Origin of the sequence: Streptomyces sp. NPDC004134, assembly GCF_042874195.1 — a bacterium.
Taxonomy (GTDB): Bacteria; Actinomycetota; Actinomycetes; order Streptomycetales; family Streptomycetaceae; genus Streptomyces.
The window spans coordinates 610,508-632,006 of sequence record NZ_JBIAMS010000001.1; the positions used below are offsets into that span (position 1 = coordinate 610,508).

The 21,499-nt window shown below is 72.8% G+C and carries 27 protein-coding genes; 12 read left to right on the forward strand and 15 right to left on the reverse strand.

The annotated features are described in order from the left end of the window. Positions 1 to 103 precede the first annotated feature (103 nt). Both ACFYVJ_RS02795 and ACFYVJ_RS02800 read right to left on the reverse strand, forming a co-directional pair. Entirely contained in the window at positions 104 to 1,906 is a 1,803-nt protein-coding gene (locus tag ACFYVJ_RS02795) for a serine/threonine-protein kinase (protein ID WP_388885908.1), read from the reverse strand. A 61-nt stretch (positions 1,907 to 1,967) separates the two neighbouring features. Then, positions 1,968 to 2,834: a menaquinone biosynthetic enzyme MqnA/MqnD family protein gene (locus tag ACFYVJ_RS02800; RefSeq protein WP_388885911.1), complete on the reverse strand. Its 867-nt coding sequence runs from the start codon at positions 2,832 to 2,834 to the stop codon at positions 1,968 to 1,970. 228 nt (positions 2,835 to 3,062) lie between these two features. Here ACFYVJ_RS02800 and ACFYVJ_RS02805 point away from each other — a divergent pair, with 228 nt between their 5' ends. Then, positions 3,063 to 3,266, forward strand: coding sequence for a cold-shock protein (locus ACFYVJ_RS02805; RefSeq protein WP_018840208.1), 204 nt, complete (start codon positions 3,063 to 3,065; stop codon positions 3,264 to 3,266). 351 nt (positions 3,267 to 3,617) lie between these two features. Next, on the forward strand, positions 3,618 to 4,520 hold the full coding sequence (locus ACFYVJ_RS02810; protein WP_388886158.1) for an aminoglycoside phosphotransferase family protein: 903 nt from the start codon (positions 3,618 to 3,620) through the stop codon (positions 4,518 to 4,520). Between the two features lie 47 nt (positions 4,521 to 4,567). Here ACFYVJ_RS02810 and ACFYVJ_RS02815 read toward each other — a convergent pair whose 3' ends face one another. From ACFYVJ_RS02815 to ACFYVJ_RS02835, 5 genes are all read right to left on the reverse strand, one after another. Then, entirely contained in the window at positions 4,568 to 6,544 is a 1,977-nt protein-coding gene (locus ACFYVJ_RS02815) for an AMP-dependent synthetase/ligase (RefSeq protein ID WP_388885915.1), read from the reverse strand. A 149-nt stretch (positions 6,545 to 6,693) separates the two neighbouring features. After that, entirely contained in the window at positions 6,694 to 7,113 is a 420-nt protein-coding gene (locus ACFYVJ_RS02820) for a hypothetical protein (RefSeq protein ID WP_388885918.1), read from the reverse strand. Between the two features lie 81 nt (positions 7,114 to 7,194). Beyond that, on the reverse strand, positions 7,195 to 7,671 hold the full coding sequence (locus ACFYVJ_RS02825) for a GNAT family N-acetyltransferase (protein WP_388885921.1): 477 nt from the start codon (positions 7,669 to 7,671) through the stop codon (positions 7,195 to 7,197). Between the two features lie 84 nt (positions 7,672 to 7,755). Beyond that, a complete protein-coding gene (locus ACFYVJ_RS02830; protein WP_388885924.1) occupies positions 7,756 to 8,172 on the reverse strand; it encodes a hypothetical protein in 417 nt (138 codons plus the stop codon). Positions 8,173 to 8,282: 110 nt separating this feature from the next. Next, positions 8,283 to 8,441, reverse strand: coding sequence for a hypothetical protein (locus ACFYVJ_RS02835; RefSeq protein WP_388885927.1), 159 nt, complete (start codon positions 8,439 to 8,441; stop codon positions 8,283 to 8,285). Positions 8,442 to 8,763: 322 nt separating this feature from the next. Here ACFYVJ_RS02835 and ACFYVJ_RS02840 point away from each other — a divergent pair, with 322 nt between their 5' ends. Then, complete coding sequence (locus tag ACFYVJ_RS02840) at positions 8,764 to 9,312, forward strand: hypothetical protein (protein WP_388885929.1); 549 nt, start codon at positions 8,764 to 8,766, stop codon at positions 9,310 to 9,312. Between the two features lie 254 nt (positions 9,313 to 9,566). On the opposite strand, the gene ACFYVJ_RS02845 is transcribed toward ACFYVJ_RS02840, so the two are convergent. The 6 genes from ACFYVJ_RS02845 to ACFYVJ_RS02870 form a co-directional block, all read right to left on the reverse strand. After that, positions 9,567 to 10,913, reverse strand: a complete 1,347-nt coding sequence (locus tag ACFYVJ_RS02845; RefSeq protein WP_388885931.1) for a dicarboxylate/amino acid:cation symporter — start codon at positions 10,911 to 10,913, stop codon at positions 9,567 to 9,569. 343 nt (positions 10,914 to 11,256) lie between these two features. Then, entirely contained in the window at positions 11,257 to 11,568 is a 312-nt protein-coding gene (locus ACFYVJ_RS02850; protein WP_388885933.1) for a DUF4229 domain-containing protein, read from the reverse strand. Positions 11,569 to 11,690: 122 nt separating this feature from the next. Further along, positions 11,691 to 12,218, reverse strand: coding sequence for a GNAT family N-acetyltransferase (locus ACFYVJ_RS02855; RefSeq protein WP_388885935.1), 528 nt, complete (start codon positions 12,216 to 12,218; stop codon positions 11,691 to 11,693). Between the two features lie 7 nt (positions 12,219 to 12,225). Next, positions 12,226 to 12,843 (reverse strand): hypothetical protein, encoded by a 618-nt coding sequence (locus tag ACFYVJ_RS02860; protein ID WP_388885937.1) that lies wholly within the window; start codon positions 12,841 to 12,843, stop codon positions 12,226 to 12,228. A 63-nt stretch (positions 12,844 to 12,906) separates the two neighbouring features. Further along, positions 12,907 to 13,359, reverse strand: coding sequence for an Lrp/AsnC family transcriptional regulator (locus ACFYVJ_RS02865; RefSeq protein WP_018840218.1), 453 nt, complete (start codon positions 13,357 to 13,359; stop codon positions 12,907 to 12,909). A 106-nt stretch (positions 13,360 to 13,465) separates the two neighbouring features. Further along, entirely contained in the window at positions 13,466 to 14,215 is a 750-nt protein-coding gene (locus tag ACFYVJ_RS02870) for a UbiX family flavin prenyltransferase (protein WP_388885940.1), read from the reverse strand. A 168-nt stretch (positions 14,216 to 14,383) separates the two neighbouring features. Here ACFYVJ_RS02870 and ACFYVJ_RS02875 point away from each other — a divergent pair, with 168 nt between their 5' ends. Genes ACFYVJ_RS02875 through ACFYVJ_RS02890 form a run of 4 tightly spaced genes read left to right on the forward strand, consistent with a single transcriptional unit; the run spans position 14,384 to position 16,144 of the window. Further along, on the forward strand, positions 14,384 to 14,956 hold the full coding sequence (locus ACFYVJ_RS02875; RefSeq protein WP_388885943.1) for a rhomboid family intramembrane serine protease: 573 nt from the start codon (positions 14,384 to 14,386) through the stop codon (positions 14,954 to 14,956). 42 nt (positions 14,957 to 14,998) lie between these two features. After that, positions 14,999 to 15,607, forward strand: a complete 609-nt coding sequence (locus ACFYVJ_RS02880) for a DUF4870 domain-containing protein (protein WP_388885946.1) — start codon at positions 14,999 to 15,001, stop codon at positions 15,605 to 15,607. 37 nt (positions 15,608 to 15,644) lie between these two features. Continuing rightward, the gene (locus ACFYVJ_RS02885; RefSeq protein WP_388885948.1) at positions 15,645 to 15,896 is read left to right on the forward strand and encodes a type II toxin-antitoxin system Phd/YefM family antitoxin; all 252 of its coding nucleotides are present in this window, start codon (positions 15,645 to 15,647) and stop codon (positions 15,894 to 15,896) included. Further along, positions 15,893 to 16,144 carry a type II toxin-antitoxin system RelE/ParE family toxin gene (locus ACFYVJ_RS02890; RefSeq protein WP_388885951.1) on the forward strand — a complete coding sequence of 84 codons (252 nt, stop codon included), beginning with the start codon at positions 15,893 to 15,895 and terminating at the stop codon, positions 16,142 to 16,144. Before ACFYVJ_RS02885 ends, ACFYVJ_RS02890 begins: the two co-directional genes overlap by 4 nt. Positions 16,145 to 16,154: 10 nt before the next feature. Here ACFYVJ_RS02890 and mqnP read toward each other — a convergent pair whose 3' ends face one another. Further along, a complete protein-coding gene (gene mqnP, locus ACFYVJ_RS02895) occupies positions 16,155 to 17,075 on the reverse strand; it encodes a menaquinone biosynthesis prenyltransferase MqnP (protein WP_388885954.1) in 921 nt (306 codons plus the stop codon). Continuing rightward, positions 17,072 to 18,517 carry a menaquinone biosynthesis decarboxylase gene (locus ACFYVJ_RS02900; RefSeq protein WP_388885957.1) on the reverse strand — a complete coding sequence of 482 codons (1,446 nt, stop codon included), beginning with the start codon at positions 18,515 to 18,517 and terminating at the stop codon, positions 17,072 to 17,074. Before ACFYVJ_RS02900 ends, mqnP begins: the two co-directional genes overlap by 4 nt. 189 nt (positions 18,518 to 18,706) lie before the next feature. Here ACFYVJ_RS02900 and ACFYVJ_RS02905 point away from each other — a divergent pair, with 189 nt between their 5' ends. From ACFYVJ_RS02905 to ACFYVJ_RS02925, 5 genes are all read left to right on the forward strand, one after another. Further along, positions 18,707 to 19,120: a PLD nuclease N-terminal domain-containing protein gene (locus ACFYVJ_RS02905; protein ID WP_388885960.1), complete on the forward strand. Its 414-nt coding sequence runs from the start codon at positions 18,707 to 18,709 to the stop codon at positions 19,118 to 19,120. A 71-nt stretch (positions 19,121 to 19,191) separates the two neighbouring features. Then, entirely contained in the window at positions 19,192 to 19,596 is a 405-nt protein-coding gene (locus tag ACFYVJ_RS02910; RefSeq protein ID WP_388885963.1) for a PLD nuclease N-terminal domain-containing protein, read from the forward strand. Between the two features lie 196 nt (positions 19,597 to 19,792). Then, positions 19,793 to 20,161, forward strand: coding sequence for a hypothetical protein (locus ACFYVJ_RS02915; protein WP_388885966.1), 369 nt, complete (start codon positions 19,793 to 19,795; stop codon positions 20,159 to 20,161). Then, a complete protein-coding gene (locus ACFYVJ_RS02920; RefSeq protein ID WP_388885969.1) occupies positions 20,158 to 20,583 on the forward strand; it encodes a MerR family transcriptional regulator in 426 nt (141 codons plus the stop codon). The genes ACFYVJ_RS02915 and ACFYVJ_RS02920 overlap by 4 nt, the downstream gene beginning before the upstream one ends. 73 nt (positions 20,584 to 20,656) lie before the next feature. After that, positions 20,657 to 21,481: an SAM-dependent methyltransferase gene (locus ACFYVJ_RS02925; RefSeq protein WP_388885971.1), complete on the forward strand. Its 825-nt coding sequence runs from the start codon at positions 20,657 to 20,659 to the stop codon at positions 21,479 to 21,481. The last annotated feature ends 18 nt before the right edge of the window (positions 21,482 to 21,499 follow it).

The following is a 21,499-nucleotide window of genomic DNA, read 5'->3' on the forward strand; positions in this document are numbered from 1 at the left end:
TGACCGGCCCCTTCCGCGAGTGGTGCGTACGAGCGGACCCCAGCCTACGCGGAGCAGGGCACCGGCTCCGGCGCAGGGGCGGGCGCCGGGGCGGGCGCCGCCGTCAGCCGCCGTCCTTCCGCAGCGTGGCGCGCGGGTTGCCGGAGGCTTCGGCGTCGGAGCGGTACTCCAGCGTCGTGCCGCCCTTGTGCATCAGCGTCACCTCCGAAGTGCCGGGGGCGCACACCCCTTCGCTGTTCTTCCGCGACGGGTCGTCCTCCTCGCGCAGCAGGAGGGTTTCGCCGGTGGCGTGGGTGAGCTTGGCGCGGCTGTAGCAGTGGGCGACGTCGTAGAGCGAGTAGTCGAAGTACGCGACGTACTCGCCCTTCCCGCCCTCCTCGATCTCGACGGTGACGCTGCCGTTCGGCACGCCGTCGTCCTGGATGACTTCGCCGTTCCAGGTGCCGAGGAACCGCTCGGAGACCAGGTCCACGCGCTCCGTCGGGTCCGGGAACGGGCTGTCGGTGGCCGCGCCGGAGTCCCCGCCGCTCCCGCCGCTGCCGCCGTCTTCGTTGCCGCTGTCGTTGCCGCCGTGGTTGCCGTTGCCCGCGGAGCTGCCGCCGGTGGTGTCCTGGGCCTGCGGGCGGTCGGCGGCGCCGTCGTCGCCCAGCAGCCCGGGCACGAGGAACAGACCGAGCACCAGCGCCGCGAGGACCCCGGCGACGGAGAGCACCAGGGTGCAGCTGAACCGGCGCGAGCGCAGGCCGACTTCCGCGCGCCGCTCGGGCGGCGTCGCCGCGACGGCGCCGAGCGCGGCGCCCGCGGCCCCGGCACCGGGCCCGCCCGGCGGCGTCGCCCCCGCCGCGGCCGCCTGCGCGTCCTTCACCCAAGGCCCAGACCCGGCACCGGCCGCCGTGCCGTCCAGCACCGGCGGCGGCCCGAACGCCCCCGGCCCGTACTCCGCCTGCTGCAGCGGCACGGGACCCGACGGCAGCCCGTCGTCCCGCCGCTCCGGCGCCGCCGCCGGATGCGCCTCCATCGCCAGCAGTTCCACCGCGCGCCGGCTGATCTGCTCCGTGACCGGCGGCGGCAGCCATCCGGGCCGTACGAGGTGCGCCGCCTCGCCGCCCGCTGTCAGCCGCTCCACCAGCTCCGCCGGCCCCGGCCGCGCCGCCGGCTCCTTCGACAGGCACGCGAGGGCCAGCTCGCCCAGCTCGCCGGTGAGACCGTGCAGTTGCGGCTTCTCGTGCACCACCAGGTACAGCAGCGTCGGCGCGCTGTCGCCCGGGAACGGCGACCGCCCGGTGGCCGCGAAGACCAGCACGGCGCCCAGGCTGAAGACGTCGCCCGCGCCGGTGACGGGCCGGCCGAGGATCTGCTCGGGCGACATGTAGCCGGGCGAGCCGACCGAGGCGCCGGAGGCGGTCAGCGAGGCGGTGCCGTCGGTGGCGCGGGCGATGCCGAAGTCGATGAGCCGGGGGCCGTCGAGGGTCAGCAGGACGTTGGAGGGCTTGACGTCCCGGTGTACGAGCCCGAGCCCGTGCACCGCCGCCAGCGCCTCCGCGAGCCCGGCGCCCAGGGGGCGCAGGGTCTCCCCGGGCAGCGGCCCGTGCTCGGCGACCGCGTCGCTGAGGCTGGGCCCGGCGACGTACCCGGTGGCGACCCAGGGCAGGTCGTCGTCGGGCCCGGCGTCGAGCACGGGTGCGGTCCACGCGCCGCCGACGCGGCGGGCGGCCTCGACCTCGCGGCGGAAGCGGGTTCGGAACTCCTCGTCGTGCGCGAAGTGCGGGTGGACGACCTTGACGGCCACGGTGGCGCCGCCCGGGCTGCGGCCCAGGAAGACCCGGCCCATGCCGCCGGAGCCGAGTCTGCCCAGCACCCGGTACGGCCCGACGACCCCGGGATCACCGCTCTGCGCTGGCTGCATGGACTCCCCCCGGCCCCGCCGCTCCTACGGCCCCTCGTACGCCCTCCTGTGGCCGCCCAGTTTAGGCCGCGCCCCCCGCCGGCAGCAGGCGTACCCGCGCCTCGTCCGGGAAGCCCGCGCGGCGGGCGAACTCGTCGATGCCCTCCAACTGGTCGGCGCCCAGCCTGAAGTCCAGGGTGCGGAAGTACCGTTCGAGCAGCGGCGGGTCGAACGACTCCCACCGTGCCGCCTGCTCCGCCACCTTGTCGACCTCGGCCAGCGACAGGTCGCGGGAGTCGAGGAACGCCCGGTGCACGTTCGCCACCAGCTCGGGCTCGCGGGCCAGGAAGTCGCGGCGTACGGCCCACACGGCGAAGACGAACGGCAGCCCGGTCCACTCCTTCCACATCTGCCCGAGGTCGTGCACGTGCAGCCCGAGCCGCGGGGCGTCGTGCAGCGAGGCGCGCAGGGCGGCGTCCCCGATGAGCACGCCGGCCTGGGCCTCGCGCATCATCAGGGAGAGGTCGGGCGGACAGGAGTAGTAGTCCGGCGTGATGCCGTACTGCTCGCCGATCAGAAGCTCGGCCAGGCGCACGGAGGTGCGGGAGGTGGAACCGAGCGCCACGCGCTCCCGGTCCAGATCCCCCAGCGGCCGCTGCGAGACGATCACGCAGGACATCACGGGCCCGTCGCAGCCGACGGCGATGTCGGACAGGGCGACAAGCTCGTCAGCGTGTCGCAGGTACTCCACGAGGGTGACGGGGGCGATGTCCAGCTCCCCGTCGACGAGCTGCTCGCTGAGCCGTTCCGGGGTGTCCTTCGAAAGCTCCAGGTCGAGCAGGGTGCCCGTGCGGGCGAGGCCCCAGTAGAGGGGGACGCAGTTCAGGAACTGGATGTGGCCGACTCGTGGCCGGCGCCGAGCTCCTGCGTCGGGTGGCGGTGCTGTCACGGCTCCGAGGCTAACCGCAGCCCCGACCGCACGCGGGTACGGGGGCTCACCGGAGGGTGATCTTTTCCCTACCGGGGCGGGCTCGCGCGTGCTAGGCTCAACCGCAAGTTGCAGTTTGGTTTCCTTGCAGTACCGTGCCTGCGGAGATTGTGACGCCGCGGGCATGTGTCGTTTTCAGGCTTCTTCGAGGCTCTGGGGCAGGGCGACCCTTTGGCCCAAGGAGGGCTCATGGCTACCGGAACCGTCAAGTGGTTCAACGCTGAAAAGGGCTTCGGCTTCATCGCCCAGGACGGCGGCGGTCCCGATGTCTTCGTCCACTACACCGCTATCAACGCCCAAGGCTTCCGCTCGCTCGAGGAGAACCAGCAGGTGACCTTCGACGTGCAGCAGGGCCCGAAGGGTCCGCAGGCGGCCAACGTCTCCCCGTCGTGACGCTGGCCCCACGCTGACCTGAGGAACCCCCGTCCGCCTGGCGGGGGTTTTCTCATGCCCGGGTGTCGGTGGGGCCGGATACGGTGGCGTCGTATGAGCGACGCGGAGACGGGCGCGGAGCCCGAGAACGAGACAGGCGTAACAGGCGTAACGGGCGGTACGGGGCACGCGGCGGGAGCCGGTGGCGCGACGGATGGCGCGGCCGCGGCCGATGCCGAGCGTACGGCCGGGAGCGCAGCCGAGGGCGGGGACGAGCGCGGGACCGAGGGCGCGGCCGAGCGCGAAGCCGGCGCCGGGGACGGCACCGCGGCCGGGCCCGCCGCCGCCTCCGGCACCGGCACCGGCCCCGAGATCACCGCGGACCTGATCCGCGAGCTGCTGCGCGAGCAGCACCCCGACCTCGCAGGGCACCCCCTCACCCTCGGCGCCCGCGGCTGGGACAACCAGCTCTGGCGGCTCGGCGACGACCTCGCCGTACGCCTGCCGTGGGCCACGGAGTCCGCCGACGAACTGCTGCGCAAGGAGCACGCCTGGCTCCCCGGGCTGGCCCCGCACCTGCCGCTCCCCGTGCCCGTACCGCAGCGCATCGGCGAGCCCTCGGAGCGCTTCCCGCGCCCCTGGATCGTCACCACCTGGGTGCCCGGCACCCCCGCCGACCGCGCCCCGGTCACCCGCGGCCCGGCCGCCGCCGACACCCTCGCCGCGTTCCTGACCGCGCTGCACCGGCCCGCCCCCGGCGGCGCCCCCACCGGACGGGGCCGCGGCGGGCCGCTGTCCGACGCGGCCGAGTGGTTCGAGCAGCAACTCGCGGAGGCGGCCGGGCTGGGGCTCGTCGCGGACGCGGATGCCGTACGGGCCGTCTGGGACGACGCCGTCGCCGCGCCCGCGTGGAGCGGCCCGGCGCTGTGGCAGCACGGCGACCTGCACCCGGCGAACGTCCTCACCGCCGACGGCACCTTCTGCGGCGTGATCGACTTCGGCGACCTGAGCGCGGGCGACCCGGCCCTCGACCTCGCCGCCCCGTGGATCCTGCTCCCCGACGACGCCGCCGCGAAGCGCTTCTACACCGCGTACGGACCGGCCGTCGACGCGGCGACGCTGCGCCGCGCCCGCGGCGTCGCGGTACTGCGGGCGCTGGTCGGGCTGCTCGTCGGGGAGGCGGGCGTGCGGGGCAGGAAGGGCGGCAAGGAGACGTGGGGCCCGCCGGCGCGGGCGTCGCTGCGGAGGTTGCTGGCGGACGCGGAACGGCGGTAGGGCGCACCCGCGTTCCCCGGGCCGCCGGGCCCGGGGGCCGTTCCCGGTCAGCCTCCGGCCGCGTACAGCTCGTCGATGACGTGCCCGAAGTCCCGTACGATCGCCGCCCGCTTGAGCTTCATCGACGGCGTCACGTGCCCGGCCTCCTCCGTGAAGTCCGCCGGCAGCACCGCGAACCTGCGGATCGACTCCGCCCGCGAGACCAGCTCGTTCGCCCCGTCGACCGCCCGCTGGAGGTCGGCGCGGAGCAGCGGGTCGCGTACCAGCTCCGTGACCGGGACGTACTCGCGCTTGCGCATCATCCGCCAGTGCTGCAGCCCCTCGGGGTCGAGGGTGAGGAGCGCCGCGACGTACGGGCGGTCGTCGCCGACGACGAGGCACTGGCTGACCAGCGGGTGCGCCCGCAGCCTGTCCTCCAGGGGCGCGGGCGCGAGGTTCTTGCCGGAGGCGGTGACGATGAGGTCCTTCTTGCGGCCGGTGATCGTCAGATAGCCGTCGGCGTCCAGTTCGCCGAGGTCGCCGGTGGCGAACCAGCCGTCGTCGGTGTCGAGCCGGGTGACGCCGGCCTCGGCGTCCCAGTAGCCGGAGAACAGGTGGCCGCCGCGGACCAGCACTTCGCCGTCGGGCGCGATCCGTATCGCGGTGCCCGGCAGCGGCCAGCCGACGGTGCCGAAGCGGGGCTTGAGCGGCGGGGTGACGGTGGCGGCGGCGGTGGTCTCGGTGAGTCCGTACCCCTCGAAGACCATGACGTCGGCGCCCGCGTAGAAGGCGGCGAGGCGGCGGCCGAGCGGGGAGCCGCCGCAGATCGCGTACTTGACGCGGCCGCCGAGCGCGGCCCTGATGCGGCGGTAGACGAGCGCGTCGTACAGCTTGCGCAGCGCCCTGAGGCGCGCTCCGGGGCCGGGGCCCTCACCGTGCAGCTCGGCCTCCATGGCCTCGGCGTAGCGGACGGCGACCTTCGCGGCGCGGTCGAACGAGGCGGCGCGGCCGATGCCTTCCGCGGTGGCGCGGCCGGTGTTGTAGACCTTTTCGAGGACGTACGGGATGCCGACGAAGAACGTCGGGCGGAAGGCGGCGAGGTCGCGCAGCAGGTCGCCGGTCTTGATGCTGGGCGCGTGGCCGAGCTTGACGCGGGCGCGGAGGCAGCCGATGGCGGTCATGCGGCCGAGGACGTGGGAGAGGGGGAGGAAGAGGAGGGTGGCGGGAGGGTCTTCGCTGACGGCGGTGAAGAGCGGGTAGAGCAGCTCGATGGCGTTGTCGACCTCGGCGAGGAAGTTGCCGTGGGTGAGGACGCAGCCCTTGGGCAGGCCGGTGGTGCCCGAGGTGTAGATGACGGTGGCGACGCTGGCCGGGCCGAGGCCGGCGCGGCGCTGGCGGACGAGGGTGTCGGGGACGTCGCGCCCGGCGGCGGCGAGCTGGCCGAGGATGCCGGTGTCGAGCTGCCAGAGGTGGGCGAGGTGCGGCAGGTCCTGGCGCCGGCCGCTGATGAGGCGGGCCTGCTCGACGCTCTCGACGGCGCAGGCGATGGCGCCGGAGTCGTGCAGGATGTGGCGGGCCTGGATGGCGGAGGACGTGGGGTAGACGGGGACGGTGATGAGTCCCGCGGCCCAGGCGGCGAAGTCCAGCAGGGTCCACTCGTACGTCGTACGCGACATGATCGCGAGCCGGTCGCCGGGGCGCAGCCCGTGGACGATGAGGCCCTTGGCGACGGCGAGGACGTGCTCGGCGAACTCGGCGGCGGTGACGTCGGCCCAGGTCCCGTCGGCGCGCGGGCGGGCGAGGGCGGGCTCGCCGGGGGCGTGGGCGGCGTTGTCGAAGGGGATGTCGGCCAGGGAGCCGTGCTGGGCGTGCGGGGCGGCGGGGGGCACCTCCGCTTCGCGGACGCCGCGGGCGTCGGCGTGGACGGCGGGCGGCAGCAGCGGGGGGACGACGGGGCCGGGGAGGAGTCTGGAGTTGATCTCCTTGAGGTACTGCGAGGGGGATGCGGGCGCCGGGTGCTGCTGCTGTGGTGCGGACTGCGTCATGGGTGGCTCCGTGACGTTCGCGTCGGCTTCGTACGACTCGCCGGGCGGCAGCGGACGCCGCATTCTCGCGAACGCCCGGCCACCCCGCCAGAGGACGCGTCGCCCGGTACTCCCGGTTCCGCTTGCCCCGGGCGCGCCGGCGCCCCGTTTCAGCGGCAGACGGCGAAGGCCCCCTGCCCCGCCTCGGGCTCGCCACGCATGGCACCCACGGCAACGGCGACGAGGGCGGACCCGACGAAGGTCCCCATGAGGATCAGCGCGACCCCGACGGCGAAGAGCCCGGAGTTGTCGTCCGACCAGTCGTAGTACGAGGCGAAGGTCAGCCCGGCGGTCGAGCCGAGCACGGCGGGCACGAAGTGCCGCACGTACGCGACGACGGCCACGGCGACGAGCAGCGTCAGCACCAACCCGCCGACCTGCCACGCCTCGTACGGCCCGGTCTCGACGTCACCGACCACCTCGCGCTCCTGGTCCCAGCCGAGCCACGCGGCCCAGGCCCCGGCGGCGGCACCGGCCAGGAGGGCGAGGGAGAGCAGTTGAAGGAGAAGAATCCGCAGCACACGACGCATACCCCCACCCTCGTGCCCCGCCCGCGACCCGAACCAGAGCGAAGGTACTCACCCCCACCTGAGTACGAACCCGCACCGTGGCTACGCCGGTTCGCCGACCACCCGCCGGAACACCTGCCGCGAGCCCCCCTCGGGCCCGGCCGGGGCAGCCTCGGCGGGGCTGAACCCCAGCCGCTCGTAGAAGACCCGCGCCCCGCTGGCGACGGCCCCGGGGTGATCGGCCCCGAACGTCACCACCTCGACGCACCCGGCCCCCCGCCCCCGTACGAACCGCCGCTCGGCCTCCCCCATCAACGCCTGCCCGACGCCTTGCCCCCGGGCGTCCTCGGCGACCACCAGCCAGTGCACCCGGAAGACGGGCGCCGCACCCCCGAACAACAACCCCCCGACGACGGACCCCCCGGAAACGGCGACGAGCGCCAGCCCACCCCGTATGTGCTCCCGCACGGCCTCGTGGAACCCGGGCTCGTCGACCATGGCCCCGAACCACTGCTCAACCCCGCCCGCAAGCCCGAGAAACCCGCCGAAGTCCCGCTCGCCCGCAAGTCTGACGATCACCCCCGCAGTCTGCCAGAGCCCCCCGGGGCTCCCCGCGAGCCCGGCATCGGCCCGGCATCGGCCCGGCCCGCTGCCGTGGTTCGCTCAAGCGGGCAGCCAGGAGGGCCACCAGGGCGGGATGTTGCTCGCCGGGCAGAGGCCGGAGTCGCCGGGATACCCGTCCGGCGTGCCGAGAACCGCGAATGCCGCCCAGCCGACGAGCAGGGAGACCTGCAACGCGATCGGCACCACGGTGAAGACGGCCGCCTTCCGGGAACCGGGCCGGACCAGGCGCCACAGAAGACCCGAGGCGATCACGGCCGCAAGGGCACTGACGAACAGGAGGGCTGGGAGTCCTATGAAGATGAGGCCGAAACGGTGCCCCGGCTCGTTCGCGGCATCGCAGTAGTCCCGCGAACGCAGGACGAGCAAGGCGGCGGGGACCCCGCACCCCACTCCGGTCAGCACCGCCAGCCAGAAAGCAGGCAGAAAGCGGCGCGACGGCCATTCGGTGTCCCTCACGCTCATAGGACGTCCCACCCGGGTCGGGGGGTTGCGCGGACACCGAGGCCGGACGTGCGTGATGCCCGCACCCCGGGTGGGCCGGGGTGCGGGCATCGCGTGGTCGAGGGTCAGGCCGCGGCCGTGACCGGGGTTTTGGGTGGGGTGGGGTCCACCGGGTCCGGGTTGTCGAGATCGAAGCTCGTGGCGTTGTCGTACATGTCGCGGTCCAGGATCTTCTCCTGCGACGCGACCAGCACCGGGATCACCGCCTGACCCGCGACGTTCACAGCCGGACCCCATGTAGGTACGTGAGGCCGGCCGGCCAGGGGGCGGCGGTCACATGGCGAGGCCGCAGCGCGTCGGGATCCACGTACGCATCAGCAGGACGCCGACGGCCAGGAACTCGGGATCACGCGCCTTCCGCCAGGGAAGGACCTCGCATTATCCTTCAGCAAGTTCGAGACAGGCGGCAACAAGGGAGTGGCAGATATGTCGCGGCGGCCAACGAGGCAAGATCGGTCCCGGCTTGCCCGGAGTCGCCCGCGTCCGAGGAGGATTTCATCCCCCGAGCCACCGGCCAGTCCGGATGACAAGAACATCACATGGACGATGCGAGCCACACTGATTTCGGCACTGGTCGCTGCGCTTGCCCTCGTGTTCACCGGGGCGAGTACCTACTACGGCGCCCTGGTGGCCCGGGACCAGTTAGAACAGTCACGAAACGACGCGAAAGCCAAGGAAAAGAGCCAAGCGTCGAAGGTGTCGTACTGGTTGACCCGGGAAGGCGGAAAGAGCCGTTGGGTCATCAGCAACAGATCCCTCGACCCCGTTTACAGCGTCATCTTCTCCCCCACCCACAGCAAGTCCATTGGATTCCAGTCCCTGGAACCATGCACCAAAGTCACCTTCCCCTCACGAGCGCTATCCAAGAACGACGAAATGGGGAACTCCGATTTTCGGGGGATCATATTCACGGACACGGTCGGTGAATTATGGATCCGAACCTTCACTCAGGTCAAGAAAGCCAATGAGCCGGAACCCGGAGAAGTCGCCGACGGCGAAGCGGAAGTGAGATATTTTGTCGGCTTGGACACGATCCGCGATGAGGGGAATCAAGATTTCATCATCCCCCGGACTCCGTTGAAACAGTGTGGATAGCGAGGCATTTCACCCCGGACGAAATCCGCCGAATCATGCAGCCGGCGCCATAGGGCCGAACGAGAAATAATCAACGATGCAACGAAGTATGGGCGGCGACCTTGTACGACTCCAGCCGTTAGACAAAGGCTGCGTGTTATTCGTCTGCCTGCCAGCCGATGCTGTGGTCATCCACGAGCCGCAGGGCTGACGAGGGTGCGCATGCGGACGCCCGCAGCCCCGGGCTGCGGGCGTCGCGTTGGGAGCGGTGGCGGTCAGGCCACTGCTGTGACCGGGGTCTTGGACGGGGTGGGGTCTGCCGGGTCCGGGTCGTCGAGGTCGAAGCTGGTGGCGTTGTCGTACATGTCGCGGTCCAGGATCTTCTCCTGCGACGCGACCAGCACCGGGATCACCGCCTGACCCGCGACGTTCGTCGCCGTGCGGACCATGTCCAGGATCGGGTCGATCGCCAGCAGCAGGCCCACGCCCTCCAGGGGGAGGCCCAGGGTGGAGAGGGTCAGGGTGGTCATGATGGTGGCGCCCGTGAGGCCCGCGGTGGCGGCGGAGCCGATGACCGAGACGAAGGCGATCAGGATGTAGTCCTGGAGGCCCAGGCTGACGTCGAAGATCTCGGCGATGAAGATGGCCGCCAGGGCCGGGTAGATCGCGGCGCAGCCGTCCATCTTCGTCGTCGCGCCGAAGGGGACCGCGAAGGAGGTGTACTCCTTGGGGACGCCGAGGCGTTCGGTGACCTTCTTGGTGACCGGCATCGTGCCGACCGAGGAGCGGGAGACGAAGGCGAGCTGGATCGCAGGCCAGGCGCCGCGGAAGAACTGCAGGGGGTTGACCTTGGCGACCGTGGCCAGCAGCAGCGGGTAGACGCCGAAGAGGACCAGGGCGCAGCCGATGTAGACGTCGGCGGTGAAGGTCGCGTACTTGCTGATCAGGTTCCAGCCGTAGTCGGCGATCGCGAAGCCGATGAGGCCCACGGTGCCGAGGGGGGCGAGGCGGATGACCCACCACAGCGCCTTCTGCAGCAGCTCCAGAATCGTTTCGCTGAACGCGATGATCGGCTGGGCCTTCTCGCCGAGCTTCAGGGCGGCGACGCCGAGGGCGGCGGCCATGAAGACGATCTGCAGCACGTTCAGTTCGGTGAAGGGCGTGATGACGTCCGTCGGGATGATCCCGGTGAGGAAGTCGATCCACGAGCCGCTGTCCTCGGGGGCCGCGCCGTCCTTCGGGGAGAGGTCGGTGCCGGCGCCGGGGTTGGTGAGCAGGCCGATGGCCAGGCCGATGGCGACCGCGATCAGCGAGGTGGCGAAGAACCACAGCAGGGTACGGGTCGCGAGGCGGGCGGCGTTGTTGACGTTCCGCAGGTTGGTGATCGACACCAGGATGGCGAAGAACACCAGCGGGGCGACCGCCAGCTTGAGCAGTTGGACGAAGATGGTGCCGATCTGGTCCAGGGTGTCCTTCAGCCAGGCGACGTCGCCGGTACGGGCGGCCCAGCCGAGGAGCACGCCGAGGACGAGGCCGGCGAGGATCTGGGCCCAGAAGGGCACCTTGGGTATCCGGAAGCCGCTGCGCGGCTGCGCGGTGGGGGCGGGGGTGGGTGTGGACACGGGCGTCTCCGTGACTGGGCGCGCCGGGCCGCCTCGTCCGGGCACGGTGGTGCCGGGACCGGGACGACGGGCGCGCGTCTGCTACTTGGGGAATGTGGTGCGTGACCGGTCAGAGCGCGGGGACTAGCGGCTCTGACATGCCGCCGACAGGCAGCGGCACAGATCGACGTGCAGGCGCGCCACGAGCAGAGGGCTCGTAGGCATGCGTAGCGCAGGCACCGTCGTCGTCATGACGAGAAGACTAACACTCCTGCTTTGACATTCCCATAGTGCGGCTTTGGGGGTGACGGTGACGCCCCTCACGTTCCCCTGCGCCGCGCCTACGCCGTCCTCGCGCCGCGCCCTACGCGGTGCCGCGGGCCTCGTCGTCCGCCTCGTCCTCGCGGCTGCGGTTCGCCGCCAGCCGCTCCTTCGACTTCTGCACCCGGCCCACGATCTGCTCCGACATCTCGTCCCGCTGCCGGCGCAGCAGGATGAAGCTCAGCGGTGCGGAGACGACGATCGACAGCAGCATGACCCACAGGTAGTTCGAGTCGCCCAGGCCCGCCGGGAGCGCGCCGACCCGGACCAGGACGGCCAGGATCACGAACGACGCGGCGAAGACGCCGAGGCGCATGGCGGTGTAGCGGACGGCGGGGTTCGGTTTGGGGGTCACGGCTGACAACTTCTCTCTGCTCTCTGCTCCGTCGGTCAGGGTGGTGCTGTGTGCGGGTGGTGCTCCGTGCGGGATGCGCGCGAGGTGCGCGCGGGTCGTACGGGACGCGCGTGCGGTCGTACTCAAGTATGCAGCGGCAGCCACATCGTGATGTCGTCGCGGTAGTCGTCCTCCGCGACCCGTATCGCGTCGGGTACGCGGCCGACCTCCTTGTAGCCGCAGGACGCGTAGAACGTGTCGACCCCCGTCCCGCCCCGGCACGTCAGCCGGATCCCCCGCATCCCCGGCAGCCCGCGCGCCGCGTCCGCCGCGGCGGCCATCAGGCGGCGGCCCTCGCCCGTGCCCTGCCGGCCGGGGTGGACCATCACGGTGTAGAGCCAGCACCAATGCCGCATCAGGCGGTGGGTGTTGAGCGTCAGGAAGGCGGTGGCGGCCGGGCGGCCCGCCGCGTCGAGGGCGGCGATCAGATGGGTGCGGCCCTCCGCCATGGCCGCGAGGTGCCTGACCAGCTCCGGGCGGATGTCCGCGGGCGTCACCGGGGGTACGAAGCCCACAGCGCCGCCCGCGTTGCTGACGTCGGCCCAGAGCGTGCATATGCCGTCCCGCAGGGCAGGGGTGACCGGCGGGTCCAGCTCGTAGCGCAGGGTCATCGCGGCCTCAGAAGCGCATCGGCTGCGGCGCCTCGCGCCGCTCCGGGTCCGGTCCCGCGTGCTCGCGGACGGCGTCGTAGCGCGCGTCGCGCTCGACCGGGTGCAGGCCCGCGTCCTGGATCAGCTCGACGAGTTCCGCGACCGGGAGGATCCCGGCCGCGCCCGGGGCCGGGGCGAAGTCGTCCGCGCCGTGCTGGAGCGCGAGCTGCGCCGTCTGCGTGCCGTACGCGGTCCACGCGGCCCGTACGTGCGGCACGTTGTCCAGCAGCAGCCGCGCCACCGCGAACGTCTTCAGCGCCGCCGCGCCCGTGACCCGCCCCGCCGCCAGCGGCGCGACGGCCAGCAGGCCGGCGCCTGCGTCCTGCCGGTCGCGGAGCGCCAGGAGCGCGTCGACGGTCTGCCCGGGGTCCTCCTCGCCGTACGGGACCTCCGCCACCGGCTCCGCGGCGTCCGCGGCCGCCGCGAAGTACCCGCGCTCCCCGTGCCGCCGCGTCCGCGCCTCGTGCGCGAGCCCGCCGAGCCACGCCAGGTCACCGCACCCGTACAGCGCGACACCGTCCGCCCGGCTCAGCCGTGCGCCCGCGCGCGCCTTCTCCGCCAGCTCGCGCCTGAGCCCTGCGTCCACGCGCCGCCTCCCAGCCCGTAAGTCACGTTCCTGCGCATCTGCGCGTATCCGAGCCTACGCGGCCTACTCCTCCGCGATCTCGCCCACCCTGCTCTCCCACATCGTGGACAGCACCACGGTGGTCGCCGTGTGCGAGACGCCCTTGATCCGCGACATCCGCCGGACCGTCTTGCCCAGCCCGTCCACGTCCGGCGCCCGCACCTTGAGCATGAACGAGTCCGCCCCGGCGATGAAGAAGCAGTCCTCGATCTCCGGCAGGTCCCGCAGCCGGTCCGCGACGTCGTCGTGGTCCACCGCCTCGGAGAGCGAGATCCCGACGAGCGCGGTGACGCCGCGGCCCAGCAGGGCGGCGTCGACGGTGGCGCGGTAGCCGGTGATCACCCCGGCGGCCTCCAGGCGGTTGATCCGGTCCGTGACGCTGGGTCCTGAGAGCCCCACGAGCCGGCCCAGCTCGGCGTACGAGGCCCGGCCGTTCTCCCGCAGTGCCTGGATGAGCTGCCTGTCGACGGCGTCCATGTGCGATCTCAAGCCTTCCGTGCTGCGGTGCCGGCTGCCCCGGCTGTCTGCTGCGTGCTGCGTGCTGCGTGCTGCGTGCTGCGTGCTGTCTACGGTGTCAGCGGTATCAGCGAGAGCGCCCCAGCTCCCCTTCCCATCTGCGATAGAGCTTGTGCGCCACGCCCGCGGCGTCGAGGGCGCGGCCGGCGACGAAGTCCACTAGGTCCTGGATGCCGGTGGCCCCGGCGTAGAAGGCGGGTGCGGCCGGGAGGACCACGGCGCCCGCCTCGTCCAGGGCGACCATCTGCCGCAGCGTCGGACCGGGCAGCGGCGTCTCCCGTACGACGACGACGAGCGGCCTGCCCTCCTTCAGCGTCACGCTCGCCGCGCGCTGGAGGAGGTCCTTGGAGAGCCCGAGCGCGATGCCGGCCACCGCGGCGGTCGACGCCGGGACGACGATCATGCCCTTCGCGGCGTACGAACCGGAGGAGGGGCCGGCCGCCAGATCGCCGGCCGCCCAGTGCCGTACGGCGGACAGGTCCATCGCCGGGTCGAAGGCGTCCGGGCTGCCGTCGGCGCCGGCGGCGAGCCAGCGCCGCAGGTCGTCGCGCCAGTGCGCGTCGCGGAACGGGCCGCCCGTCTCGTCCAGCAGCGTCAGCCGCGCGGCCCTGCTGACGACGAGGTCGACCGCCTCCCCGGCCTGCAGCAGCGCGCGCAGCACGGCGGCGGCGTAGGGGGTGCCGGAGGCGCCGGAGACGCCGACGACCCAGGGCCGGCGCCGGTCGCGGCCCGGCTGCCCGGCGTGCGGCTCGGCGTGCGGCTCCCCGGACGGCGGCCCGTCCGGGTCCTCGTACGGCGTCTGGTGCGGCGGCTCCACCCGGCGAGCCTATCCGGCGCCGGGAACCGCGACGCAGGCCGCCTGCGTTTCCCCCAGGGAGGACACACTGGTCCGAAGGGGGCTCGGGTGATGTACGAACCTTACGGGCGCGGCACCCCCGCCGCGCGACCCGCACGGGCGGCCCGGCCGCCGCGCGGGCGAATATACGTGAAGCGCGCCGCGGTGGTCATGCTCGCCTGGGTGGCGCTGCTGTGGGTGCTGGAGGCGGTCGACCAGGCCGGCGGCAACAAGCTGGACACGTACGCGATCACGCCGCGCGACTTCGGCGAGCTGCGGGACGTGATCCCGGCGTCGTTCATGCACTTCGGCTGGGACCACCTGTCGGCGAACACGGGGCCGCTGCTGGTGCTGGGCTTCATAGCGGCGATGCGCGGGATCGGGCGGTTCGTGGGCGTGGTCGCGGTGATCATGCTGGTGAGCGGGCTCGGGGTGTGGCTGGTCTCGCCCACGGGCACGGCCACGGCGGGCGCGTCGGGCGTCGTCTTCGGCCTCTTCGGCTACGTGGCGGTGCGCGGCTTCGTCGACCGGCGGATGTCCGACGTGCTGATCGGCATCGTGGTCGCCCTGGTCTACGGCTCGATGGTGTGGGGCGCGCTGCCGACGGACCAGGTCCTGGAGCAGTCGATCTCCTGGCAGGCCCACCTCTTCGGCCTCCTGGGCGGCGTCCTGGCGGCCTTCTACTTCAGCGACCGCAGGAGGGGTGCGCTTCAGGCGGGCTAGGGTCTGCGTCCGCAGCGGACGATCGCCTGGGGGATGGGACGCATGACCGAGCAGGACCGGAACGACGACCGGGCGGCCGGACAGCCGCCCGGAGACCCGGCCGGGCAGCAGCCACCGCTGTTGCCGCCGTACGCACCGCCGGGTGCCCCGACGCCGTACGCACCGCAGGGCGCCCCCGTCCCCTCCCCGCGTCCGGGCCCCGCCGTCCCGTACCCGCCGCAGCTCTACCCGCACGGCCCGCCCGGCAAGCCGCCGCCCGACGCGGCGATGTGGGCGCACCTTTCCGCCCTGCTCATCTTCATCGCCGGTACCGGCGCCTGCTGCATCGGCTTCCTGGTCGCCTGGATCGGGCCGCTCAACATCCGCGGCAAGTCCGGGGACCCGTTCGTCCGCCACCACGGCACCGAGGGCCTGAACTGGGGCATCACCCAGATCGTCGCGGTCGTCGTCTTCGGCGCGCTGACGGGCGGAAGCATCTACCTGGCCGAGGAACAGGGCTGGCCGGAGTGGGTGCCGGCGGTGCCGATGACGGCGTGGGGGGTGCACCTGGCGACGTCCTTCGCCTTCGCGATCGTCGGCTGCAGGCGGGCCAAGAACGGTGTGCTGTGGTCGTACCCGCGACCGGTCGCGCTCCCGTTCACCAAGCCCTGAGGGCAGACAAGACATATATCTTCTGTACAGTTGATGCATGAGTGAGACGCTGCCCATCGCGCAAGCACGCAGCCGGTTCGGCGCGCTCGTTCGCCGTGCCGCTCTCGGCCGCGAGCGCACCATCATCACCGACCACGGTGAGCCGGCCGCGATGATCGTCGGCATAGGGGACATCGAGGACCTGGAAGACGCCCTTGCCGTCGCGCAGTACGAAGCCCGCAAGGCCCGCGGCGAGGACACGTACGTGCCGCACGACGAGGTACGCAGGCGACTGGGACTCGGCGGGTGAGCCACGAAGTCGTCTGGGAGACCGATGCCGTGAACGCGGCCGCCGGCTTCCTCGACGACGACCCCGCCGGGCTGCGGGCGCTCGTCGACGGCATCGACACGCTCGCCACGGAGCAGCGCCCGAAGAACTCGGCTCCCTGGGGCACCGACAAGCGCCGCCTGCGGGTCGGCCGCTACCGGGCGATCTACCGGATCGACGACGGCAGGGTCACCGTGCTGGTACTCCACGTCGGCCGCCGGGCGGCATGACCCCGCCGGGTCAGAGGCTCAGGTCACGGACGAAGAGGTCGGCGGCGGCGCAGCAGAAGAGGATGATGCCGATCACGCCGTTGAGGGTGAAGAACGCGCGGTTCAGGCGGCTCAGGTCGTCCGGGCGGACGATGCTGTGCTCGTACGCGAACACGCCCGCCACCACCGCCAGGCCGACCCAGAACAGCGCGCCCGCGTCCGTCGCCAGGGCGTACCAGACGAACAGCGCCATCGTCACGACGTGCGCCACCCGCGCCCCGTACAGCGCGCCGGCGATGCCGAAGCGGGCCGGGACCGAGCGGATGCCCTGGGCGCGGTCGGTGTCGACGTCCTGGCAGGCGTAGATCAGGTCGAAGCCGCCGATCCACACGCCCACCGCGAGCCCCAGCAGCACCGCCGGCCACGACCACTCCCCCGTGACCGCCAGCCACGCGCCGATCGGGCCGATCGACTGGGCCAGGCCGAGGATCGCGTGCGGGTACGTGGTGAACCGCTTGCCGTACGGATAGACCACCATCGGCACCGCCGCGACCGGCGCCAGCACCAGGCACAGCGGGTTCAGCAGCGCCGCGGCGCCCAGGAAGATCGCCAGCGCGATCAGCGCGCCCGTCCACGCCGAGCGTACGGAGACCGCGCCGGTGACCAGTTCGCGGTGGGCGGTGCGCGGGTTGCGGCCGTCGATCTCGCGGTCGATGATCCGGTTCGCGGCCATCGCGAAGGTCCGCAGCGCCACCATCGCGACGGTGACGAGCAGCAGCGTCCCCCACTCGATCGCCCCGTCGCCGTCGACCAGCATGGCCGTCAGCGCGGCGATGTACGCGAACGGCAGCGCGAAGATCGAGTGCTCGATCATCACCAGCCGCAAGAACGCCCGTACCCCGCTGCCCGACCGGGCGGGGCCGGGACCGACGACGCTCCCCGCGGCCGTCACAGGCCGTACTCCCGCCACCGGGCGTCGACCTTCGCCGCCGTGTCCGGATCGGAGACGACCATCTCCGGCCAGCCGCGGGTGTAGCCCTCCTCGGGCAGCTTCGCGGTGGCGTCGATGCCCGCCTTGCCGCCCCAGAACTGCTGGTACGAGGCGTGGTCGAGGTGGTCGACCGGGCCTTCGACGACGGACAGGTCGCGGGTGTAGTCGGTGTTGCCGAGCGCCCGCCAGGCGACCTCGTGGAGATCGTGCACGTCGCAGTCGGCGTCGACCACGATGATCAGCTTGGTCAGCGACATCATGTGCGCGCCCCAGATCGCGGACATGACCTTCTGCGCGTGCTTCGGGTACTTCTTGTCGATCGAGACGATCGCGCAGTTGTGGAAGCCGCCCGCCTCCGGCAGGTGGTAGTCCACGATGTCCGGCACGATCACCTTCAGCAGCGGCAGGAAGAACCGCTCGGTGGCCCGGCCCAGCGGCCCGTCCTCGGTCGGCGGGCGGCCGACGACGATGGACTGCAGCAGCGGGCGGCGGCGCATGGTGACGGCGTCGATGGTCAGCGCGGGGAACGGCTCCTGCGGGGTGTAGAAGCCGGTGTGGTCGCCGAACGGGCCCTCGGGTAGCTCCTTGCCGGGCTCCAGCCAGCCTTCGAGCACCACCTCGGCGTGCGCGGGGACCTGGAGCGGCACGGTCTTGCAGTCGACCATCTCGACGCGCTTGCCGCCGATGAAGCCGGCGAGCATGTACTCGTCCATGTCGCCGGGCAGCGGCGCGGTCGCCGCGTACGTCACGGCCGGCGGGCAGCCGAAGGCGATGGCCACGGGCAGCTTCTCGCCCCGGCGGGCGGCGACCTGGTAGTGGTTGCGGCTGTCCTTGTGGATCTGCCAGTGCATGCCGATGGTGCGGCGGTCGTGGCGCTGGAGGCGGTAGAGGCCGAGGTTGCGGACGCCGGTCTCGGGGTCCTTGGTGTGGGTGAGGCCCAGGTTGTAGAAGGACCCGCCGTCCTGGGGCCAGGTGAAGAGCGCGGGGATCGTGTCGAGGTCGACGTCGTCGCCGGTGAGCACGACCTCCTGGACCGGGCCGTCCTTCGCCTTCCGCGGCGGTACGTGCGCCATGGTGCCGAGCTTGCCGAACGCCTCGCGTACGCCCGTGAAGCCCTGCGGCAGTTCGGGCTTGAGCAGCCCGCCGATGCGCTCGCCGATCTCCGCGTACGAGCCGAGGCCGAGGGCTTTGAGGAGCCGGCGGTCGGTGCCGTAGACGTTCATCGCCAGCGGCATGGCGGAGCCCTTGACGTTCTCGAAGAGCAGCGCGGGTCCGCCGGCCTTGTTCACGCGGTCGGTGATCTCGCCGACTTCGAGGTACGGATCGACCTCGGCCGTGATGCGCTTGAGGTCGCCGTCGCGCTCCAGAGCCCGCAGCAGCGAGCGGAGATCGTCGTAAGCCATGCGCCCCAGTATCCGCCAGGCCCCGGGCGCGATCCGCGAAGGGGGTACGGGGCGGGGCGCGGGCGGGGTCGCGGGGGTGTCTCCGGCACGGATTACCCTGGACGGACCGCGCGGTCCGTACGGGAGCCGCACCGAACCCGGCGAGGAGACCGCCGCGCCGCCGCTGCACCGCACGTCGAAGGGCCCCACATGCTCAGGTATCTGCCGTTTCTCCTGGTCCTGGCGGTGTGGATCTATGCGTTCATCGACTGTCTGAACACCCCGGAGAAGGACGTACGGAACCTGCCCAAGCTGGTCTGGGTGGCGATCATCGTGCTCTTCGGCTCGGTGCTCTTCGGCCCGCTGGCGTGGTTCATCGGCGGCCGGCCGCGGGGCCGTCCCGTGATCGCCGGCGAGGGCGCGGGCGGCGGCGGACGCCGGCCGGGCCGGGGCGGCTGGGTGGCCCCTGACGACAACCCGGACTTCCTCCGCTCGCTGGGCGAGGACCGGCCGAAGGACGAGCCGCGCGAGGAGCCGCCGCTGGAGCCGGAGGACGAGCGCGGCCGCGAGCGGGACGAGGAAGGCCCGGAAGGACGCCAGGGGCCCGACGAGGACCGGCGCTGAGACGTTAACCTGACGCGGAGACGCAGCGGGGGCCGAGGCCGTAGCCCCGCGACATTCAGGGGGTTTGCCGCGTGCTCCGCTACCTGCCGTTGTTCGTCCTCCTCGGCGTGGTGATCTACGCGCTGATCGACTGCGCGACCACGAAGAAGGAAGACGCCAAGCACCTCCCCAAGATCGCCTGGATCATCCTCATCGTCCTGTTCCCGCTGCTGGGTTCGATCGGCTGGCTGATCGCCGGGCGCAACCGCCGCCGCTCGCCGGGCGGCGGCTCGGGCGGGGGCGGCGGCACCGGCGGGGGGCGGCGCTCGACGTGGGTCGCGCCGGACGACAACCCGGAGTTCCTGAAGAAACTCGGCGACGAGAACGCGAAGGGCGACGAGGGCAAGACCGGCGAAGGGGACGACGGAGACGGCGGGAACGACGAGGGCGACGGCGACGCTGACGGCAAGCGGGACGGCGACCCGCGCACGAAGTGATCCCCGCCTCCCCCGAGCCCCCGGGGCGATCCGGCGTCGGTCCCCGGCTCTCCTCCCGGGTCGGTTTCCGAACCTCAGTGCACGGACCGCGTGCCGCGGACTCGTCGGTCGTCCGCGCTTGCAACCGGTACCCGGGTACAGGGTTACCGTCGAGAGCGTCCCCGCCCGCGGGGACGTGACGACGGGAGTGAGCGCCATGAGTGACCTTGCGTGGGTGCCGCGGTCCTGCACGCTGCCCACCGCGGAGCGGCCCCTGCGGGTGGCCGAGTGGGACGCACTGTTCGCGGCGGGGCCGGTCTCGCTGTCCCGGCCGGAGCCGCTGCGGCTGCGGCTGGTGCTGGCGGACGGTCCCGGAGTCGCGGAGCGGGTACGCGAGCTGGCGGCGCGGGAGGGCGGCTGCTGCTCGTTCTTCACCTTCACCACCGGCCCGGGCGCGGGCGGCACCGCCGGTCGCGGCGGAGGGCGCACGGCCGGGACGCTGTGGCTGGACGTCGCCGTGGACCCGGCGCACGCGGCCGTCCTCGACGCCCTCGCCGCACGGATCGACGCGGTGGCGGCACGGTGAGCGGGGCCCTGCGCAGCGGGCAGGTCGCCGCCGCGGCCGGCGTGCACGTGCAGACGCTGCGCTACTACGAGCGCCGCGGCCTGCTCCCCGCGCCCGCGCGCAGCAACGGCGGCCACCGGCTGTACGGCGAGGACGCGGTGACCGCGCTCCGCGTGATCAAGGCGGCCCAGCGGCTCGGGTTCACGCTGGCCGAGGTCGCCGACCTGCTGGCCGCCGGACGGCGCCGCCGCGGCGGGACCGCCGCGGGGCTCGGGGACCGGGCGGCGGCGAAGCTCGCGGAGGTCGACGCGAGGATCGCCGGCCTGACCACGGTCCGTACCGCCCTCGCCGCCGCCATGGAAGCGGGCTGCGACGACCTCGCCGCCTGCGCCGCCTCCCCCCGCTGCCCCCTCCCCTTCACCGCCGCCGACGCGGACCGCTGACGCGCCCCGGCACGGCGCCCGGGCCCGCGCCGCGCACAATGGGGCGGCAGGTTCGGGCGGCGAAGGGCGGAAGATGGTCGCGGGTCGGAAGTCGGTCTGGCCGGTGGACGCCTCCGTGGCGCACAACGCGCGGGTGTGGAACCACTGGCTCGGCGGCAGGGACAACTACGCCGTGGACCGGCAGGTGGGCGATCACGTGGCGGGCCTCTTCCCGGTGATACGTGACGTGGCCCGCGCCGACCGGGAGTTCCTGGGGCGCGCGGTGCGGTACCTCGCGGGCGAGGCGGGGATACGGCAGTTCCTCGACGTCGGCACCGGGCTGCCGACCGCGGAGAACACCCACGAGGTGGCCCAGCGGGTGGCGCCCGCGGCCCGGATCGTCTACGTCGACAACGACCCCCTCGTCCTCACCCACGCCCGCGCCCTGCTGACCGGCAGCCGGGAGGGCGCTACCGCGTACGTCGCCGCCGACGCCCACGACCCCGAGGCGATCCTGCTCGGCGCGAAGCGCACCCTGGACTTCGAGCAGCCGGTGGCGGTCATGATGCTGGGGATCCTCAACTTCGTCCTGGACACCGGCGAGGCGCGCAGGGTCGTACGCCGGCTGATGGCCGCCGTACCGCCCGGCAGCTACCTCGCGCTCACCCACCCCACGGTGGAACTGGGCGGCGAGGGCAACGCGGCGGCGATGCGCTTCTGGAACGAGCACGCCACCCCGCCGATCACCGCCCGCAACCGGACCGAGGTCGCGAGCTTCCTCGACGACCTGGACCCGCTCTCCCCCGGCCTGGTCTCCTGCACCCACTGGCGCCCGTCCCCGGACGAGACGGCCGGCACCGCCGGCACCGCCGGGCTCCCGGAGGTACCGCAGTTCGGCGCCCTGGCCCGCAAGGTCTGACCCCCGGGCCCGGGCGCC

Bases quoted from the DNA above. Each gene is read 5' to 3' on its own strand.
- ACFYVJ_RS02795 (WP_388885908.1), bottom strand. From the start codon at position 1,906: ATGCAGCCAGCGCAGAGCGGTGATCCCGGGGTCGTCGGGCCGTACCGG.
- ACFYVJ_RS02805 (WP_018840208.1), top strand. From the start codon at position 3,063: ATGGCTACCGGAACCGTCAAGTGGTTCAACGCTGAAAAGGGCTTCGGC.
- ACFYVJ_RS02815 (WP_388885915.1), bottom strand. From the start codon at position 6,544: ATGACGCAGTCCGCACCACAGCAGCAGCACCCGGCGCCCGCATCCCCC.
- ACFYVJ_RS02820 (WP_388885918.1), bottom strand. From the start codon at position 7,113: ATGCGTCGTGTGCTGCGGATTCTTCTCCTTCAACTGCTCTCCCTCGCC.
- ACFYVJ_RS02840 (WP_388885929.1), top strand. From the start codon at position 8,764: ATGCGAGCCACACTGATTTCGGCACTGGTCGCTGCGCTTGCCCTCGTG.
- ACFYVJ_RS02855 (WP_388885935.1), bottom strand. From the start codon at position 12,218: ATGACCCTGCGCTACGAGCTGGACCCGCCGGTCACCCCTGCCCTGCGG.
- ACFYVJ_RS02865 (WP_018840218.1), bottom strand. From the start codon at position 13,359: ATGGACGCCGTCGACAGGCAGCTCATCCAGGCACTGCGGGAGAACGGC.
- ACFYVJ_RS02880 (WP_388885946.1), top strand. From the start codon at position 14,999: ATGACCGAGCAGGACCGGAACGACGACCGGGCGGCCGGACAGCCGCCC.
- ACFYVJ_RS02885 (WP_388885948.1), top strand. From the start codon at position 15,645: ATGAGTGAGACGCTGCCCATCGCGCAAGCACGCAGCCGGTTCGGCGCG.
- ACFYVJ_RS02900 (WP_388885957.1), bottom strand. From the start codon at position 18,517: ATGGCTTACGACGATCTCCGCTCGCTGCTGCGGGCTCTGGAGCGCGAC.
- ACFYVJ_RS02905 (WP_388885960.1), top strand. From the start codon at position 18,707: ATGCTCAGGTATCTGCCGTTTCTCCTGGTCCTGGCGGTGTGGATCTAT.
- ACFYVJ_RS02915 (WP_388885966.1), top strand. From the start codon at position 19,793: ATGAGTGACCTTGCGTGGGTGCCGCGGTCCTGCACGCTGCCCACCGCG.
- ACFYVJ_RS02925 (WP_388885971.1), top strand. From the start codon at position 20,657: ATGGTCGCGGGTCGGAAGTCGGTCTGGCCGGTGGACGCCTCCGTGGCG.